Annotated in this window: 15 protein-coding genes; 4 read left to right on the top strand and 11 right to left on the bottom strand. The window is 67.4% G+C overall.

Annotation, left to right across the window (positions count from 1 at the left end; all coding sequences use genetic code 11):
* Genes FX134_RS11290 through FX134_RS11280 form a run of 3 tightly spaced genes read right to left on the bottom strand, consistent with a single transcriptional unit; the run spans position 1 to position 3,432 of the window.
* The gene (locus FX134_RS11290) at positions 1-537 is read right to left on the bottom strand and encodes a 4Fe-4S dicluster domain-containing protein (RefSeq protein ID WP_080801889.1); all 537 of its coding nucleotides are present in this window, start codon (positions 535-537) and stop codon (positions 1-3) included.
* A 1-nt stretch (position 538) separates the two neighbouring features.
* Entirely contained in the window at positions 539-2,734 is a 2,196-nt protein-coding gene (locus FX134_RS11285; protein ID WP_080801886.1) for a molybdopterin-containing oxidoreductase family protein, read from the bottom strand.
* Complete coding sequence (locus tag FX134_RS11280) at positions 2,731-3,432, bottom strand: molecular chaperone TorD family protein (RefSeq protein WP_080801884.1); 702 nt, start codon at positions 3,430-3,432, stop codon at positions 2,731-2,733. The genes FX134_RS11285 and FX134_RS11280 overlap by 4 nt, the downstream gene beginning before the upstream one ends.
* Before the next feature lie 217 nt (positions 3,433-3,649).
* On the opposite strand from FX134_RS11280, the gene FX134_RS15020 reads away from it, so the two are divergent.
* Positions 3,650-5,140 (top strand): helix-turn-helix transcriptional regulator, encoded by a 1,491-nt coding sequence (locus FX134_RS15020; RefSeq protein WP_325063575.1) that lies wholly within the window; start codon positions 3,650-3,652, stop codon positions 5,138-5,140.
* A 2-nt stretch (positions 5,141-5,142) separates the two neighbouring features.
* Positions 5,143-5,889: an aspartate/glutamate racemase family protein gene (locus FX134_RS11270; RefSeq protein ID WP_080801878.1), complete on the top strand. Its 747-nt coding sequence runs from the start codon at positions 5,143-5,145 to the stop codon at positions 5,887-5,889.
* Positions 5,890-5,947: 58 nt separating this feature from the next.
* On the opposite strand, the gene FX134_RS11265 is transcribed toward FX134_RS11270, so the two are convergent.
* On the bottom strand, positions 5,948-6,595 hold the full coding sequence (locus FX134_RS11265; protein ID WP_080801875.1) for a SanA/YdcF family protein: 648 nt from the start codon (positions 6,593-6,595) through the stop codon (positions 5,948-5,950).
* A 199-nt stretch (positions 6,596-6,794) separates the two neighbouring features.
* Here FX134_RS11265 and FX134_RS11260 point away from each other — a divergent pair, with 199 nt between their 5' ends.
* Positions 6,795-7,544, top strand: a complete 750-nt coding sequence (locus FX134_RS11260; RefSeq protein ID WP_080801872.1) for an NAD-dependent protein deacylase — start codon at positions 6,795-6,797, stop codon at positions 7,542-7,544.
* A gap of 49 nt (positions 7,545-7,593) precedes the next feature.
* On the top strand, positions 7,594-8,208 hold the full coding sequence (locus FX134_RS11255; protein WP_080801869.1) for an NUDIX hydrolase: 615 nt from the start codon (positions 7,594-7,596) through the stop codon (positions 8,206-8,208).
* A gap of 38 nt (positions 8,209-8,246) precedes the next feature.
* Here the strand turns inward: FX134_RS11255 and FX134_RS11250 are convergent, their stop codons facing one another.
* From FX134_RS11250 to FX134_RS11220, 7 genes are all read right to left on the bottom strand, one after another.
* Positions 8,247-8,807: a cysteine hydrolase family protein gene (locus FX134_RS11250; protein WP_080801866.1), complete on the bottom strand. Its 561-nt coding sequence runs from the start codon at positions 8,805-8,807 to the stop codon at positions 8,247-8,249.
* A 9-nt stretch (positions 8,808-8,816) separates the two neighbouring features.
* Positions 8,817-9,380 carry an NAD(P)H-dependent oxidoreductase gene (locus tag FX134_RS11245; RefSeq protein WP_080801864.1) on the bottom strand — a complete coding sequence of 188 codons (564 nt, stop codon included), beginning with the start codon at positions 9,378-9,380 and terminating at the stop codon, positions 8,817-8,819.
* A 66-nt stretch (positions 9,381-9,446) separates the two neighbouring features.
* Positions 9,447-10,523 carry a C40 family peptidase gene (locus FX134_RS11240; RefSeq protein WP_080801861.1) on the bottom strand — a complete coding sequence of 359 codons (1,077 nt, stop codon included), beginning with the start codon at positions 10,521-10,523 and terminating at the stop codon, positions 9,447-9,449.
* A 180-nt stretch (positions 10,524-10,703) separates the two neighbouring features.
* Positions 10,704-11,435, bottom strand: coding sequence for a response regulator transcription factor (locus FX134_RS11235; RefSeq protein ID WP_197735979.1), 732 nt, complete (start codon positions 11,433-11,435; stop codon positions 10,704-10,706).
* Entirely contained in the window at positions 11,432-12,883 is a 1,452-nt protein-coding gene (locus FX134_RS11230; RefSeq protein WP_172623465.1) for an ATP-binding protein, read from the bottom strand. The genes FX134_RS11235 and FX134_RS11230 overlap by 4 nt, the downstream gene beginning before the upstream one ends.
* Before the next feature lie 82 nt (positions 12,884-12,965).
* Complete coding sequence (locus FX134_RS11225) at positions 12,966-14,210, bottom strand: ammonia-forming cytochrome c nitrite reductase subunit c552 (protein WP_172623464.1); 1,245 nt, start codon at positions 14,208-14,210, stop codon at positions 12,966-12,968.
* Positions 14,211-14,358: 148 nt separating this feature from the next.
* Positions 14,359-15,033, bottom strand: coding sequence for a TetR/AcrR family transcriptional regulator (locus FX134_RS11220; RefSeq protein ID WP_080801857.1), 675 nt, complete (start codon positions 15,031-15,033; stop codon positions 14,359-14,361).
* Positions 15,034-15,051: the final 18 nt, after the last annotated feature.

Raw genomic sequence — 15,051 nt, 5'->3', positions numbered from 1 at the left:
TCACCTCACGTAGTAGATCTTGGATTCGGTCAGGTCGCCCGCGAGAGGCTGGGCGTTCGTGCGGGCGATCTCGCGCGAGATGTCGCTCTCGGGATCGTCCAGGTCGCCGAACACGCGCGCGCCGGAGATGCAGGTTCCCACGCATGCCGGCGGGTTGCCCGGGTTCTCGCCATCCCAGCAGAAGCGGCACTTCTCGATGACGCCGGTCTTCTCGATCTGGATGCGCACGCCGTAGGGGCACGCCGCCATGCAATACTTGCAGCCGATGCACTTCTCCTCTTCCACCAGCACCACGCCGGAATCGGTGGTATAGGTGGCGTGCGTGGGGCACACCTGCTGGCAGGGGGCGTTCTCGCAGTGCATGCACTGGACGGGCACCGTCTCGGCGTACACGCTGGGGTACTTGCCCTGCTCGATTTCCTTGTAGCTGATGAACGCCTCTTCAGGCTCCAGCTTGTTGGTCATCTGGCACGCCATGCGGCAGGCGTAGCAGCCGACGCACTTCTTGGTGTTGATGAGCATTCCGTAGCGGGTCATGTTACGCCTCCACCTTCCTCACCGTGACGGCCACTTCCTGGCTCATGGTGGCACCCGTGCCCGGCTCCATGTGGAACGGCACGAAATCGGTCATGTTCAGGCCGAACTCGAACGCGCGGCTCTGGTACGGCGACGATCCGCCGTAGTGCGTGGGCAAATACACCACGCCGGGACGCATGCGCTCGGTCACGCGCGCCGCCACCTGGCCGGTATGCTCGCTCGACGAGAGCTCTATCATGTCGCCGTCCTTAACGCCCAGCTCGTCCGCATCCTGCGCGGAGATCCAAGCGCGCTCCAGGCCGTACTCGCGCGAGATGGCGTTCATGCTGGCGATGTTCTGCGTCATGGTGTGCGAGTGGATGCCCTGCTTGCCGCCGATGAGGTAGAACTCGCCCTCCTTGGGCTCCACCAGGCGCGGCACCCAGCCGATGGTCGGATTGAGGCCGGCCTTGCCCACGGCCTCCGAGGTGAACTGGAACTTCTCAGTGGGCGTCTTGAACTTGGGGGCCTTGTATTCAAAGCCGGGGTCGGGCAGCTCCACGATGCCCTTCTCCTTCAGCTCGTCCAGGCTCACGCCCACGGTGGCCAGCTGCGCCTCGGCAAGCTCCTCAACCGTGAACGGGAAGAACTGGCCCACGCCGCACGCCTCGGCAAGCCCGACGAAGATCTCGTCGCACGACTTCGTCTCGGGGTGGATGCGGTCGAGCACCTGCGTGCGCATGGCCACGAAGTGCTTCTTGCCGCCGATGAACTCCGGCAGCTCCATGCGCTCCAGGTAGCTGCACTCGGGCAGCACGTAGTCGGAGGCCATCGCCGTCTCGGACATGTGCACGTCGATGGTCACCACCAGGTCGGTCTTCTCCAGGCCCTCGCGCCACACCTTCGGCTGAGCATAGCCCTGCACGGCGTTAGAGTTGTAGAAGAATACGCCCTTCATGGTGCCGTCGAGCGCCGCCTGCAGCACGGCCAGGTTCGTGCCCATGCCGCTGGGAGCCAGCGGGTAGTCCGCATCGCCCACGCGCTTGGCCTCGGGCTTCGGGATCTTGGGGAACTTCTGCGGATCGACATCGCCCGCCTTCGGCGAGGACGTGATGAGCGCACCGCCCTTCGCGCCCCAGCTGCCCAGAAGCGCGTTCACCGCCGCCACCGCACGCGCGGTGTCGAACGAGTTCTGGTACGAGCAGCCGAACGCCGCACGCCAGGAAGCCTCGATGGCAGCTGCCGGAGCGGCTTTCGCAAGCGCGCGGGCAAGCTCCTCGATGGTGGCCGCCGGCACGCCGCACTGCTGCTCGGCCCACGCGGGGGTGTACTCCTTGGCCTGCGCCGCGAATTCCTCGAAGCCCACCGTGTTCTGCTCGACGAACTCGTGGCTGTAGAGGTCCTCTTCGATGAGCACGTTGCAGATGCCCAGCAGAAACGCCAGGTCGGTGCCGGGCTTGATGGACACCCAGTCGGTGGCGAAGATGCCGGTGTTGTTCAGGCGCGGGTCCACGATGACGATGCGCGTGCCCTTGTCGGCCGCGGCGGCCAGGCTCTGCACCGACGAAGGACGGATGCCGTCGCCGTAGCTGCGGCCGATGAACACCACCATCTTCGAGCTGCCGAAGTCCACCGAGAAGTTGCCGGCGCCGATGGTCTGCGCGAAGCCGCTTTCCTTGGAGGCGTTGCACGCCGCGCCGTGCGTGTAGATGTTGGCCGAGCCGAGCGCGTTGATGAAGAACTTGGAGTATTGCTTGCCCGACGGGCGCGGATCCTGCACGATGGCGAGGGCCTCGGGGCCGTTCTGCGCCAGGATGTCCTTCACTTTGGCGCCGATCTCGGAGAAGGCCGTGTCCCAGTCGATGGCCTCGAACGAGCCGTCGGCCGTGCGGCGCATGGGCTGGGTGAGGCGCTCGTCGGAGTAGGCGATTTGCGCCACCCCGTGGCCGCGACCGCAGATGGTGCCCTTGGCGTAGGGGTGCGAGTCGCTGCCGCGCAGCGTGAACAGCTGGCCGCCCAGCGTGGTGGCCACCAGGCCGCACTTGCTGGAGCAGCCGTTGCACAGCGACGCGCCCTCCTTGCGCTCGTAGGAGCCCTCGGCGTGGGCCGTTTCGGCCTGCCAGGCGCCCAGAGAGCTTGCGCCGACGCCCGTCGCGGCCAGCGCCGCAGTGGCCGCCGACCCCTTGAGGAACGTCCTCCGTGTTACGGATGAGTTCATTTCGCTTCCTTCCTTTCCTCCCTTGATGGTGCCGTCTGCGCCCCGTCCGGCGTCGGCGCGCCCTGCCCCGCGAGCCGCGCGAGCCCGGCCGCGAGCGCGACATGCGCGCGCACCTGGCCGATGCCGCGCGCCAAGGCGGCGCGCCCCTCCTCGTCATACGCCGGAGCCGAGGCCGCCTGCTCCGCGCGCTCTGCGAGCGCCGCGTCGTAGGCGTCGAGCCAGTCGAAGTGATCCTGCGCGAGACGGCGGGCCGCCTCGTCGTTGCCCGCCTCCACATACAGCGCCAGCAGCTCGCAGAGAAGAGACAGGTGGTCGGGCATCGCCGCGAAGCGCTCGGGCACCTCCACCTGGAGCGCGTCGTAGAGCGACTGCACGTGGCGCGCCGCGTCGCCCAGGTACAGCCCGCGCGAGCCGCCGAACTGCGAACCCGGCAGGGACGTCCACGGCTTGTACAGCGACTCCACCGGCATGGCCGCCAGCGGCATGCCCGGCGTGAGCACCTCGCGCTCCACCACACGGCGCGCCGCAGAGTCCACCGGATCGGGGACGGGAAGGCCGTGCGCGGCAAGCAAGCGCCGAGCGTCCTCGGGCATGCCGGCGGCGTCGGCCTCCGGCGCGTCGTCAGCGAATCCGGTTGAGAACACCGGAGCGCACGCCAGTAATCCTATCAGTATGGTATCATTTGGCACGCCGGCCATCGCAGCCCCCTTTCTTCGACGCGGAAAATGCTATGACGGGGGTGTCGCGCAAGTATCATCAATTATTGATGATTTGAATGTTTGCGCTGATGGTAAGCTTTTACTGACATCGAGGGAACGACGCGCCGCCCGATGGGAAGCGGGCGCGCTCAAGACGAGGAGGGGGCCGTTGATGCCCGAACGCCCTTCGCGAACACGCGATCGACGCAGCATGCGCATGGTGTGGAAGACGTTGCGCGTGCGCCATCTCGGGCTGGCGTTCTTCTGGGCGTGCAGCATGCTCACGTTCCGCAGCTCCATCCTGCTTTCGGGGCCCTTCGACACCACCGGGCACCAGACGCTCGTGGTTATCGTGTCGTTCGTGGCCAACATGACCACCCTGTTCCTCGTGGCTTCGCGCATGGAGCGCACCCCCGCGTTCTACGACCGGCTGCCCGCGCCCGCGTTCACGGCGTGCATCATGGCGGGACTCGGGCTGCTGGCCGGCTCGGGCGCGGCCGCAAGCGCGGGCCTGCCCGAGGTGCCGGCGCTCGCGATGCTTCTGGCGGGCGCGGTGCTGACGGGCGTGGGCTTCGGCTACTTCTGGGGAAGCTGGGCGGAATGCCTCGGGCGCATGCACCCCTCGCGCACGTCGTTCTACCTGCCGGCGGTGCTGCTGCTCACGGCGCTGCTGTTCGTGGCGTTCTCGTTCTGCTCCGAGGAGCTGGGGGCGCCCGCGCTCGCGCTCATGCTGCCCCTGCCCGTGCTGTCGCAGCTGTGCCTGGCGCGCTGCAACCGCGAGGTGCCGGCCGACCGCGCGGCGCCCTCCCCCGATCCGCAGCGGTACCGGACCGCGCTCGGCTCGCTCGTGAGCCTGATCCTGGCGAGCCTCGTGCTGTCGTGCCTGTTCGGGTTCGTGTGGCAGATGACGGTGATCTCGGTGGACTCCGCCTACGAGGCGCACCGGCTGCCGCTCGTCGCCAACGTGGCGGCGGCGCTCGCGCTCATCGGGCTCGTGCTGTTCGCCCGGCGGCGCATCGATCTGGCGCTCACGTTCAAGGTGATCGTGCCCATCCTCGTGGTGCTGTTCGCGCTCATGCCGGTGTTCTGGACCACCAACCCCGTGGAGCTCAATGTGGTGATGAGCGCCTGCTACGGCGTGTTCGACGTGATCATCTGGTACATGGTGACCTCGACCGCCTACGACCTGGCCGTCTCCGGCTTCGTGGTGGGCGGCATCGTGCGCGGCGTGTCCATCATCGCACGGCTGGTGGGCATCGGCATCGGCTATGTGGTCATGCTCATTCCGGAGAGCCCGTCCCTCCTGGTCATCGGCGTGTCGGTGGGTGCGGTGTACGTGCTTGCCATGCTCGCGCTGCTGCATCACGCGCGGCATCGGTTCTCGTTTCTGCACTTTGGCGGGGCCCGGGCGAAGGAGGAGGAGCTGGCGGCGGCGCCTGCCGAACCCAAGGAGGAGCCCCCGCCTGTCCCGGAGGCCGCCGCAGAGCCCGACGGCGACGTGCTCGACCAGATAGCCGGCTACTACGGGCTCACGCGGCGCGAGGCCGAGGTGCTGCCGTACCTGGCGCGCGGACGCTCGGCCAAGGTGATCGCCGAGGCGCTGTTTGTGTCGGAGAGCACCGTGCGCACGCACACCAGGCGTATACTTGAGAAGACGGCCCTGCACTCGAAGCAGGACCTGATCGATCTCATCGAAAGGTACGTGTAGCCATGGACGAGCTGGCGGTGGGCATCATACGGGTCATCACGCAGGAGCAGGAGCGGGTGGAGGCGCACGGGCGGCTCATCGAGCGGATGTTCCCGCAGGTGCGCGCCGTGTCGCGCTGCATCCCCGACCAGCCCGAGGGCGTGCACGACGCCGCCACCAAGCGCGCGGCCGTGCCGAAGGTGGTGGCGCTCGCGCGCGAGCTGGAGGCGTCGGGCGTGGACGGCATCGTCGTGAGCTGCGCCGACGACCCCGGCGTGGCCGAGGCGCGCGCCGTCGCGGGTGTGCCGGTGGTGGGAGCCGGCGAGAGCATGGCCGCGGCGGCGGCCGCGTTGGCGGACGGGCCCGTGGGCGTCATCGGCATCACGCCCGACGCGCCGGAGGCATTCGCGCGCATCCTGGGCGAGCGCCTGCTGGCGAACGTCGTGCCGGAAGGCGTGCGCGACACGCGCGACCTGCTTGGGGCTGCGGGGCAGGCCGCCGCGCTCGACGCCGCGCGCGACCTGCGCGATGCGGGCGCCGCCGTCATCGCGCTCGCCTGCACCGGCTTCTCCACCATCAACCTGGCCCCCGCCCTCCAGCAAGCCGCCGGCATCCCCGTGCTCGACCCCGTAACCTGCGAAGCCGAAGCCCTCCTGCGCGTGATGTCCGGATGCTTGTGGCAGGATTTTTCGGCTGTGGCAGAGCGGGCGGCCCGGCGCGAAAACCGACCTGGGGAAACGTCGCGCGACACCCGCAAAAGGCGGCCGTAGGGCCAAAATCTGTGCCACAGCCGAAAAATCCTGCCGCATCGAGCCTGGATCTGCCGGCTCAGCCCTCCGTGACGTCGCCGGATTGGTCCAGGCTGATAGGGTCGCCGACGAACGTCGAGGGCACCTGGAAGAGCGTCTTGAAGAAGTCCTTCGTGCGCGCGGGGATCTCGCGGATGTCGTACTGCAGCTGGTTGGCGTAGGCGCGGTAGTCGCTCGGCACGCCGAGGCATTCGACGCCCAGGCCCTGCGCCGCGTAGAGCGCCCGGTACAGGTGGTAGGTCTGCGTGGCCACCACGATGCGATCCGCGCCGAACACGTGCTTGGCGCGGTACATGCTCTCGTAGGTGGAGAAGCCCGCGTGGTCGCAGAAGACGTCCTCGCTCGGCACGCCCTGCGAGACGGCGTAGTCCTTCATCGCCTTCACCTCGTTGTACGACACGGTGGAGTTGTCGCCGCTCATGATGAGCTTGGGCGCCACGCCGCGCTCGTACAGCGCGATGCCGTCGTCGAGGCGGTCCTTCAAGATTCCCGAGGGCGTACCGTCGGCGAGCACCGATGCGCCCAGCACCACGATGGCGTCCGCGTCGAAGCCCTCGGCCGCCTGCGGCTCCACGATGAGGTCCTTCGCGGTGGCGATCGTCACGATGTTCGTCACTGCGAACACCGCCGCGACCGCGACCACGCACCCGAGCGCAACACCCAGCATCGTCTTCAACCAACCTTGTTTCCTGTTCTTCGCCATAGGGGTCGATGATAGCAAACGGGGGACGCCTCGAAGCCCGCCCGGCAGCTTCGCCACCGAAACTCGAAGGGGATTCCACGCAAATCGCAGGAGCGCCGCGCGCGTGCTATGCTTTCCGGTGACACCGGCGCTAGTATGGTCTCATTCCCGAGGAAGGAGCGTTATGGACGACAGCACGAAGCGCGCGATCGAGACGCTGCGCACCTGGATCGACAAGGCCCCCGCCGCCGGGATGGTGTTCTTCGGCGGCGCGGGCGTGTCCACCGAGAGCGGCATCCCCGATTTCCGCAGCCCCGACGGGCTGTACGCGCAGAAATACCCCTACCCGCCCGAGCAGATGATCTCGCGCAGCTTCTTCGACGCGCACCCGGCGGAATTCTTCGACTTCTACTGCGACCGCATGCTGGCGCTCGACGCGCGGCCGAACCGCGCGCACGAGAAGCTGGCTGAGCTCGAGCGCGCCGGCACGTGCGCGGCCGTGGTCACGCAGAACATCGACGGCCTGCACCAGAAGGCCGGCAGCGAGCGCGTGTTCGAGCTGCACGGCAGCGTGCTGCGCAACTTCTGCATGCGCTGCGGCGCGGCGTTCTCCGTGGAGGAGCTGCTGGAATTGCGCGCGCAGGCCGACGACGGCGTGCCGCGCTGCCCCGCCTGCGGCGGTATCGTGAAGCCGGACGTGGTTCTGTACGAGGAGCCGCTCGACGAGCGCACCATGCAGGGGGCCGTTGACGCCATCGCCTCGGCGGGCTTGCTGGTGGTGGCGGGCACGTCGCTTTCGGTGTATCCGGCCGCCGGGCTCATCGACTTCTTCCACGGCTCGCACCTCGTCATCGTGAACCGCACGCCCACCCCGCGCGACCGCCAAGCCGACCTCTGCATCGCCGCCAACGTCGGCGAGGTCTTCGACTTCTAACCTGCCCGCAGATGCTTCACGTGAAGCATCCTGAAAAGAAGGAGCCTCCATGCCCACCGATATTCCCCAACTCGCCGACGTCCGCCAGGTGTCGGACGGGTGGATTAAGAAGTACATCCTCGTCTACACGATGCCCGACGGCTCGGCCTACGAATACGAGAGCGCCTCGCGCAAGGGCATCGACGCCTACCGCGCCGAGCTCGAGGCCCACGCGCGCGGCGAGCGGGCGGCGGCCGATGCCGTGTGCATCGTCGGCCAGACGCCCGACGGGAAGCTGCTGCTCATCCGCGAGTTCCGCTATCCGCTGAACAGCTGGTGCATCGCGTTTCCCGCCGGGCTCGTGGACGACGGCGAGGATCTGACCGCCTGCGTCGACCGCGAACTGCGCGAGGAGACGGGCTACGCCCTGCGCGCCGACCTGGGCGCGGCCGCGCTTGAGCCGTTGCCGCAGGCGGGCTTCTCGTCCACCGGCCTCACCGACGAGACGGTGCACGTGGTGTTCGCCCAGGTGGAGAAGGTGGCCGACGCCCAGCCCGAGCCGTCCGAGCTCATCGAGCCGTTTCTGCTGGCCATCGAGGACGTCCCCCGCTTCCTCGCGGAGAACACGACGCCCATCGGCACCCGCGCCCAACTCGTCCTGGAAGCCTTCGCCCGCCGGCACTAGCAAAGGCGCGTGACAAAGGGACGGGACGCCCCCCAGCCTCATGCGCGGTTGATCACCTGGATCTGGAGGCCCTCCATGACGTCGAGGGTCTTCTCGTTGAGGGCGTCGTCGAAGGAGGCGGTGCAGGCCGCGTCCACGATGACGGGCACCTCGGGGCATGCCGTCTTGGCCACGACGGCGTTCGAGATGACGCAGATGTTGGACACGAGGCCCACCACCTCGATGCTCTCGAACGGCGGAAGCCCCAGCTCGTCGACGGCGCGCTTGGCCGTGAGCAGCCACTCGAACAGCTCGCTCGAGCCGAACGTGGGCTTCTTGAACACCGCGGTCGCATGCTCGGCGAGCTGCGCCACCTCGCCGTACAGCTCGTGGCCCGGCGTGCCGTCGATGCAGTGCTCCACGGGGAGGTTGCGCCCCTCCTGCGTCTCAAGGTAGTCGCGCCGATGCGTGTCGAGCGTGAACACCACCTCGTCGAACCGGTCGTAGTACGCGCGGATCTTGTCCGCGATAGGCCGCTCGAGCTTCTCCGCCCCCGGAAAGCCCAGTGCGCCGTCCACGAAATCGTTCTGGAAATCCACTACCACGAGCAGCCGTTTCATCGCTTCTCCTTAATCGAGCTCGGCCATCTGGGCGCGGGCCTTGTCCATCTGCGCGTCCACGTCGATACCGACGATGTCGAGCCCCTCGGCCGCCACGAACCGCGTCTCCGGGATGCCGAACATCTTGGCGATGCCGCAGAAGTAGTCGTAGCCGAAGTTCGCGCCCTCCACGAAGCCGCCGCACGTGGTGATATAGGTGAGGCGGCGCGCCTTGCAGATGCCCTCGCAGCGCGCGTCTTCGGTGTAGTGGAACGCGAGGTCGCACACGCTCACATGCTCCAGGTACACTTTGAGCGCCGCAGGGAACGACAGATCCCAGTACGGCGCGCCGATCACGATGTCCTCAGCCTCCGCGAACTGGCGCGACAGCGCGAAGATGGGGTCGTCCCACTCGCGCGCGGTCTGCTTCTCCACGCGGTAGGCCACCATCTCGGCGTCGAAGGGCTTGAGGCGAAGCTCGGCCAGGTTCACCTCGACGACGTCGTCACCGCGCGCAGCCAGGTACTCGCGGCAGAGGGCCAGCGTGCGCGAGACCTCGCCGCGCAGGCATGCGTTCACGAACAGGGTGGTCATGGATGTGCTCCTATCGATGTCGGCTCCGTGCTTCGATAGGCATCATACCGCAAACGCGGCGCGGGGTCAGGCGAACCTGAGCGCGTGCGTGAAGCCGGCCCAGCTGAGGGGGTCGGTGTCGCGCACGAAGGCACCAAAGGTGGGCGCGTGGACGAAATGCGTGCCGCCGGCGCTGCAGGCGATGCCCACGTGGCCGTTGTACCCGTCGCCGTAGCTTACCCACAAGACGTCGCCGGGCTGGGCCTCGGACACGGGGATGCGCGCGGCCGCGGCATGGTACTGCGCCTCGGTCTGATGGGGCACCGCTATGCCCACCTGCGCGTACGCCCAGGTGACAAGCCCCGAGCAATCGAAGGCATCGGGGCCTTCCGCCGCCCACACGTAGGGGCAGCCGATGCGCGAGAGCGCGTAGTCCACGACGGAGCCCTGCGAGGGGATGCTGGACACCGGACCCGTGCTATAGGCGTAGGAGCTGCGCGCGGCCGCCGCGGCCGTGGCGGCGCGCGCGGCCTCCTGCTCCTGCTCGAGCAGGGCCTGCGCCTCGGCGTCGAGCTGCTGGACCGTCGCCTCGAGCGTGGCGATGGACTCCTCCACCTCCTGCTTGATGCGGGCGGCCTCGTCGGCCTTCTCCGCGGCGATGCGTTCCTGCTCCTCGAGCTCCGCCTTGGCCGCCTCCACCTCGGCGCGTAGGTCCTTCGTCTCCTGCACCATGTCGGCGTCCTGCTCGTTGATGTTCTTGAGCAGGTCCCAGTTCGTGGCGAACTCCTCGAACGTCGTCGCGCCCAGCACGAGGTCGAGGGCGGTGGATCGGTCGGTGCGGTACATGCTACGGGCGCGCTGCGCGAGGCGCTCCTGCAAATCGGCGATCTTGGCGTTGGCCTCGTCGATGCGCGCCTGCGCGTCGGCCACGGCCTGAACGGCCGCGTCGTGCTCGTCGAGCGCCTTGTAGTAGCCGTCGGAGGCGACCTCCAGCTCGTCTTGCATCGTGAGGATGCGCGAGCGGACGGCTTCGGCCTCGGCCAGCTTATCGGCGGACGTGGGCTCCGCGAAGGCGAGCCCCGGCCGCAGCAGGGTCGCGACGCCGAGCGCCGCCGTCCCCGCGATGAACGTGCGGCGATCGACGCCGCGCGCGGTGTGTGACATGTGCGGACCTCCTTGCGATCGGCGCTCGTTCGGCGACCAACCCGCCGCTCTCCTCCCTTTGAGCTGGGGTTTAGTGCACCTGCACCAATCAACGGTTGCCCTATGACTATATCACGCGCGGGCAACGCGCGCCGCAATCTCCACGCTTCGCACGTAGCCGCAGGTGGTTTGGGCGGCGTATCAGCAGGAGCCGCCCGCCCCGCCCTCGCCAAGACGGTACCCCATTCCCCACACCGTCTGGATGCAGACGGGCTCGCTCGGGTTGTCCTCCAGCTTCTCGCGCAGCTTGCGAATGTAGACGGGGATGCTGATCTGCGTGCCGACGTACTCCTCGCCCCACACCGCCCTCACCAGGTCGTCGCGGTCGAACACCTCGCCCGGATGCTCCGCGAGCACCGCGAGGATGCGCGACTCCTTCGGGGTCAGCTCCACCTTCTCCCCGGCTACGAGAGCCTCGCCGCGCACCACATCGATTTCCACGTCGCCCACGACGACCGTCCGCCGCGCCGGGGTGCGCTCGCCCGCCAGTTCCCGCGAGCGTCGCAGCAGCGCTCCCACACGCAACGCGAGTTCCTCGCCGCTGAAGGGCTTCACCAGGTAGTCATCGGCGCCCATGCGGTATCCCACGCGTTTGTCGACGATATCGCCCTTCGCCGTGAGCATGAGTACTGGCGTGGCCTTGTCCTTCGCGCGGATGCGCTCGCACACCTCGAACCCGTCCACCTTCGGCATCATGACATCGAGGATCACCAGGTCGGGGCGCTCCTCTTCGTAGCGTTCCAGGGCATCCGCCCCATCGACCGCCTCCAGGCAGCGAAAGCCCGCCTCCTCGAGCAAGCGGGCCGTGGCTGTTCGCAGGCTCTGATCGTCATCCGCCAGCAGCACCATCGACTCTTCGGCGTGCGTCGTCATATGCCCTCATCCTCCTCGCTGCGCGCGGGCATGGGCAGCACTACCGTGAACGTGCTGCCACGCCCCTGCTCGCTTTCCGCTTTGACCCAGCCGCCGGTCATCTCGGCATAGCGCTTCACGATGGAAAGCCCCAGGCCCGTTCCGCCCTCGCCCGACACTTCCGAGCCGGGCGCGCTGACAAAGCGGTCGAACACCGTGGCCAGCCGATCCTCAGGGATGCCCGCGCCCGTGTCCTGCACCTCCACCGTCAACACCCCTTCCCCGTACGACAGACGAAGCGACACCGAGCCGCCTTCGCCCGTGAAGCGCAGCGCGTTGCTCACCAGGTTGAGGATCACCCGGCGCAGCATCTCGCGGTCGGTGCGCACGATGGGCGTGCCCGGCGCGATGCTGGCCGCGAGCGACACGCCGCGCCGTTTCGCTAGCGGGCCCGCCGTGGATTTCACGAGCCCCACCACGTCGTACACGTCCAGGTCCTCCTCGGCCAGCGCCAGGCTGCCCTCGTCCATCTTGGCCGTGTCCAACAGGTTGTTGATCATGGAAAGCAGCACGTGGCTGTTCGTCTCGATCTCCTCTACCAGCTCGCGGTCGACGTCCCGGTCGGCGTGGCCGCCGCGCTTCCACAGCTCGGTGAACGCGAGTATGGATGAGAGCGGCGTCTTCAGCTCGTGCGTGATGATGCTGAGGAAGTTCGACTGCGATTCCGCATCGCGGCGCAGCATGTCGTTCTCCGATATGATGGGTGCGGTCACCCACCGGCGCAGGCCCCAGAACAGCACCGCCGTCACCGCCGCCATGAGCACGCAGAAAAACGTCACGGTGCCCGCCAGGTCGGCGTTCGACTCCGCCACGATGGCGTCCATGGGAAGCACGATGCTCACCGCGCCCGCCAGGTCGTCCAGACGCATGCCCTCTTTCAAAAAGCCCGTCGCATCCTTCTCGCCGGCGGGCTCGCCGTGGCATTCCAGGCAGTTGCGCTCCGCCCGCAACGCCGACACGTAGCGGAACGCCTGGGCTCCTTCATATTCCTGCATGCCGTAGTGCTCGGTGACGCTTTCGTGCGCGAACGCGTCCAGCGCCGCTTGCTCGAACTCGTCCGGCTCGTCGGTGCCGCTGCGCGGGTCCTCGCGCACGTAGCGGATAACGTAGTCGGTGCGGTCGGTGAAGCGCTTGGCGATGCTCTTGCCCGCCACCGAGCAGTACACGCCTTTAAAATCGAAGGTGCCGTCCGTGTAGTTGATGCGGTCCTGGATGGAGTCGACGTAGTCCCAGGAGGAGTCCATCTGGGCGCTCAGCACACGCGCCTCGGCCAGCGCGCGGCGTTCGTTCTCGGCCGACTCGGCGTGTGTCGACCAGGCGAGGTACACGCCGAAGACGACCACGCCCGCGAGCCCCACCAGGACGGCGAACCGCGCCCACAGCTGCATATGCGACCGCCGAGCCTTCATCGCCCTCCCCTTCCCTCGATGTGGGGCCATCATAGCACGGCGCCCGGCCCCACCGGGGAGCCGGGCGCCGTTGCGGCGAAGATCACGCGAACAGCGCGATGGCCTCGTCCATCATCACGGTCGCGCGCTCGATGTAGGACACGATGTCCTCGGGATTGTGGGCTACTTTCTGTCCCTTGAAATCCCCGCCCCCGTCGGCGTAGCGCACGTACCAGGTAGCGCGCGTGAAGATGTCGCGTGCCTGCTGGAGCGTCGCCTCGTTTATCACGCCGGATGCAGCGGCGTCGGCGATGAGCGACTTCAGCTGCGTCTGCTTCTCGGCGAACGCGGCCTCGAGGTCGGCTGCCTCCTGCTGCGCGGCGTGCACGAACTCGATCATCTGATCCGCCGACTCGATCCCCTGAGCCTTATGGCAGGTGAGGCAGTACTCGAGCGCCTCGGGATTCTCGAGCGGAGAGGATGAGGCGTTGTGCGAGGTGAACGCCTCGCCGCCTTCCGAGGTCTTGGTGGGCATATGGCAGTCGATGCAGGCCATGCCCAGACTCTCGTGGACGCTGCCCTGGAAAACCTCCACCTCCGGGTGGTTCGCCTGGAAGGAGGCGATGCCCGTCTTCTCGTCCACGTTCATCACATAGCCGTCCTCAAGCGCTGCCTTCATCAGGCTGTCGGGGTCGGTTCCATACCGATAGGGATCGACGCCTTTCGGATCGACCTCGCCGTCCTGCATCTTCTGCATCAGGCCGCCGCGCGTGTACACGGCTCCGTAGAAGTTGTGGCACTGGCCGCACACGGCCTGCTCTTGAGGAAGGCCGTCCAGCAAGGTGCCGCCGAACGCAGTGGCCGCCATGCCGTTGTAGTGCAGCTCTCCTCCGGGAGTGCCGTCCACGTGGCACAAACCGCAGTCCCACCAGTCCACGGAATCGCCGTACTGCTCCCAGGGCTGGCTGAACGCGTCGAGGCCCATCTCGTTGTACAGGTCGGTTCCGGTAGTGGACTTGCACGCCATGCACGCCGTGCCGAACTTGTCCACGCCGTTCGCCATCGCAGGAACGTTCTTGTACAGCATCGAGTGGCTGTGCACCTTGCCGTCCCACGACTCCACCTCGTCAAGACCGTCGAAGAAGGAGCCAACCTGCAAAGGATACTCGCCCTGCCACTGCTCCCAGCTCTTGTCGGATGTCTGTACGACAGCACCAGCCGCCGGTTCCCCGCCCGATTTCCCGCCGGTCAGATCGCCGTCGTTGGCCTTAGGCGCGCATGCGGCGCAGGCTAGGGCAAGCGCCATCGCCGAACCCACGAGAACTGGCTTCTTCCATTTCGCTGCCATGTTCACCCCCATCTCCTCGTCCCCCGCCTTCACAGCGGGCTTTTCTCTGCCTCCATTGTAAGAAGGCGAGGAAGCACGCGGCAAATAGCGTTTGATTGCGAAATCTTGTGTTTTCGCAATACTTCCGTGAGAGCATCCGCGAGCGAACCTAACCGGCATCCCCGATGCCATCGGGTGCCTCGAGGGGTTCCATGTCGAGGTGCAGCGTTTGCTCCACCACCTTCATGAGGGCCTCGTCGGTGATGGCGGGGTTGATCTTCACGAGGCCCACCAGCCCGAAGATCACCACGCAGAACATCTCGTACACGAATTCGATCTCCATCTGATGGTACGCTGCGTACTCGGCCACGATGTTGTCGTTGATGCAGTCCACCGTCTCGCGCACGGCGCGCACGTCGAACGCGTCGCGCACGCCCAGCTCCTCCAGCACGGCTATCATGGGGCGCTGGTTGCCCTCGGCGTCGTAGAGCGCGCGGCGAAACGCGGCGATGCACGTGCGCAGCGACCCCGGCGTGTCGCCGAAGCGGCGCGACTCGTTCCACACGATGACGCTCTCCACCAGGTCTTCCACGTAGTCGTCCAGCACGGCGTCGATGACGGCCTGCTTGTTCTCGAAATAGTAGTACACCAGCTCGCGCGTGACGCCGGCCTCGGCGGCCACGTCCTTCACCGTGGTCTTCGCCACGCCCTGCCGCTCGAACAGCACGCGCGCGGCCAGCATGATGTCGCCGGCCGGCCCCGTGAGGCGGCGGCTCTCGGTGAGCGCGCGCCCGCATTCGCGCCGCGCGGGCGCGTACCTGGTCTGCCTGGTGCCCAGCCGCATGGCATCTCCCCTTGCTCC

It is taken from the genome of Arabiibacter massiliensis, assembly GCF_902386925.1.
Classification (GTDB): domain Bacteria; phylum Actinomycetota; class Coriobacteriia; order Coriobacteriales; family Eggerthellaceae; genus Arabiibacter; species Arabiibacter massiliensis.
The sequence above is the reverse complement of the archived record's forward strand: the minus strand, read 5'-3'. Positions and strand labels throughout refer to the sequence as shown.

What these genes read in the sequence shown, in the direction of transcription:
- FX134_RS11290 (WP_080801889.1), bottom strand. Translation starts at nt 537, where the DNA reads ATGACCCGCTACGGAATGCTCATCAACACCAAGAAGTGCGTCGGCTGC.
- FX134_RS11255 (WP_080801869.1), top strand. Translation starts at nt 7,594, where the DNA reads ATGCCCACCGATATTCCCCAACTCGCCGACGTCCGCCAGGTGTCGGAC.
- FX134_RS11240 (WP_080801861.1), bottom strand. Translation starts at nt 10,523, where the DNA reads ATGTCACACACCGCGCGCGGCGTCGATCGCCGCACGTTCATCGCGGGG.
- FX134_RS11235 (WP_197735979.1), bottom strand. Translation starts at nt 11,435, where the DNA reads ATGACGACGCACGCCGAAGAGTCGATGGTGCTGCTGGCGGATGACGAT.
- FX134_RS15020 (WP_325063575.1), top strand. Translation starts at nt 3,650, where the DNA reads ATGGTGTGGAAGACGTTGCGCGTGCGCCATCTCGGGCTGGCGTTCTTC.
- FX134_RS11270 (WP_080801878.1), top strand. Translation starts at nt 5,143, where the DNA reads ATGGACGAGCTGGCGGTGGGCATCATACGGGTCATCACGCAGGAGCAG.
- FX134_RS11225 (WP_172623464.1), bottom strand. Translation starts at nt 14,210, where the DNA reads ATGGCAGCGAAATGGAAGAAGCCAGTTCTCGTGGGTTCGGCGATGGCG.
- FX134_RS11260 (WP_080801872.1), top strand. Translation starts at nt 6,795, where the DNA reads ATGGACGACAGCACGAAGCGCGCGATCGAGACGCTGCGCACCTGGATC.
- FX134_RS11230 (WP_172623465.1), bottom strand. Translation starts at nt 12,883, where the DNA reads ATGAAGGCTCGGCGGTCGCATATGCAGCTGTGGGCGCGGTTCGCCGTC.
- FX134_RS11245 (WP_080801864.1), bottom strand. Translation starts at nt 9,380, where the DNA reads ATGACCACCCTGTTCGTGAACGCATGCCTGCGCGGCGAGGTCTCGCGC.
- FX134_RS11280 (WP_080801884.1), bottom strand. Translation starts at nt 3,432, where the DNA reads ATGGCCGGCGTGCCAAATGATACCATACTGATAGGATTACTGGCGTGC.
- FX134_RS11265 (WP_080801875.1), bottom strand. Translation starts at nt 6,595, where the DNA reads ATGCTGGGTGTTGCGCTCGGGTGCGTGGTCGCGGTCGCGGCGGTGTTC.
- FX134_RS11250 (WP_080801866.1), bottom strand. Translation starts at nt 8,807, where the DNA reads ATGAAACGGCTGCTCGTGGTAGTGGATTTCCAGAACGATTTCGTGGAC.
- FX134_RS11220 (WP_080801857.1), bottom strand. Translation starts at nt 15,033, where the DNA reads ATGCGGCTGGGCACCAGGCAGACCAGGTACGCGCCCGCGCGGCGCGAA.
- FX134_RS11285 (WP_080801886.1), bottom strand. Translation starts at nt 2,734, where the DNA reads ATGAACTCATCCGTAACACGGAGGACGTTCCTCAAGGGGTCGGCGGCC.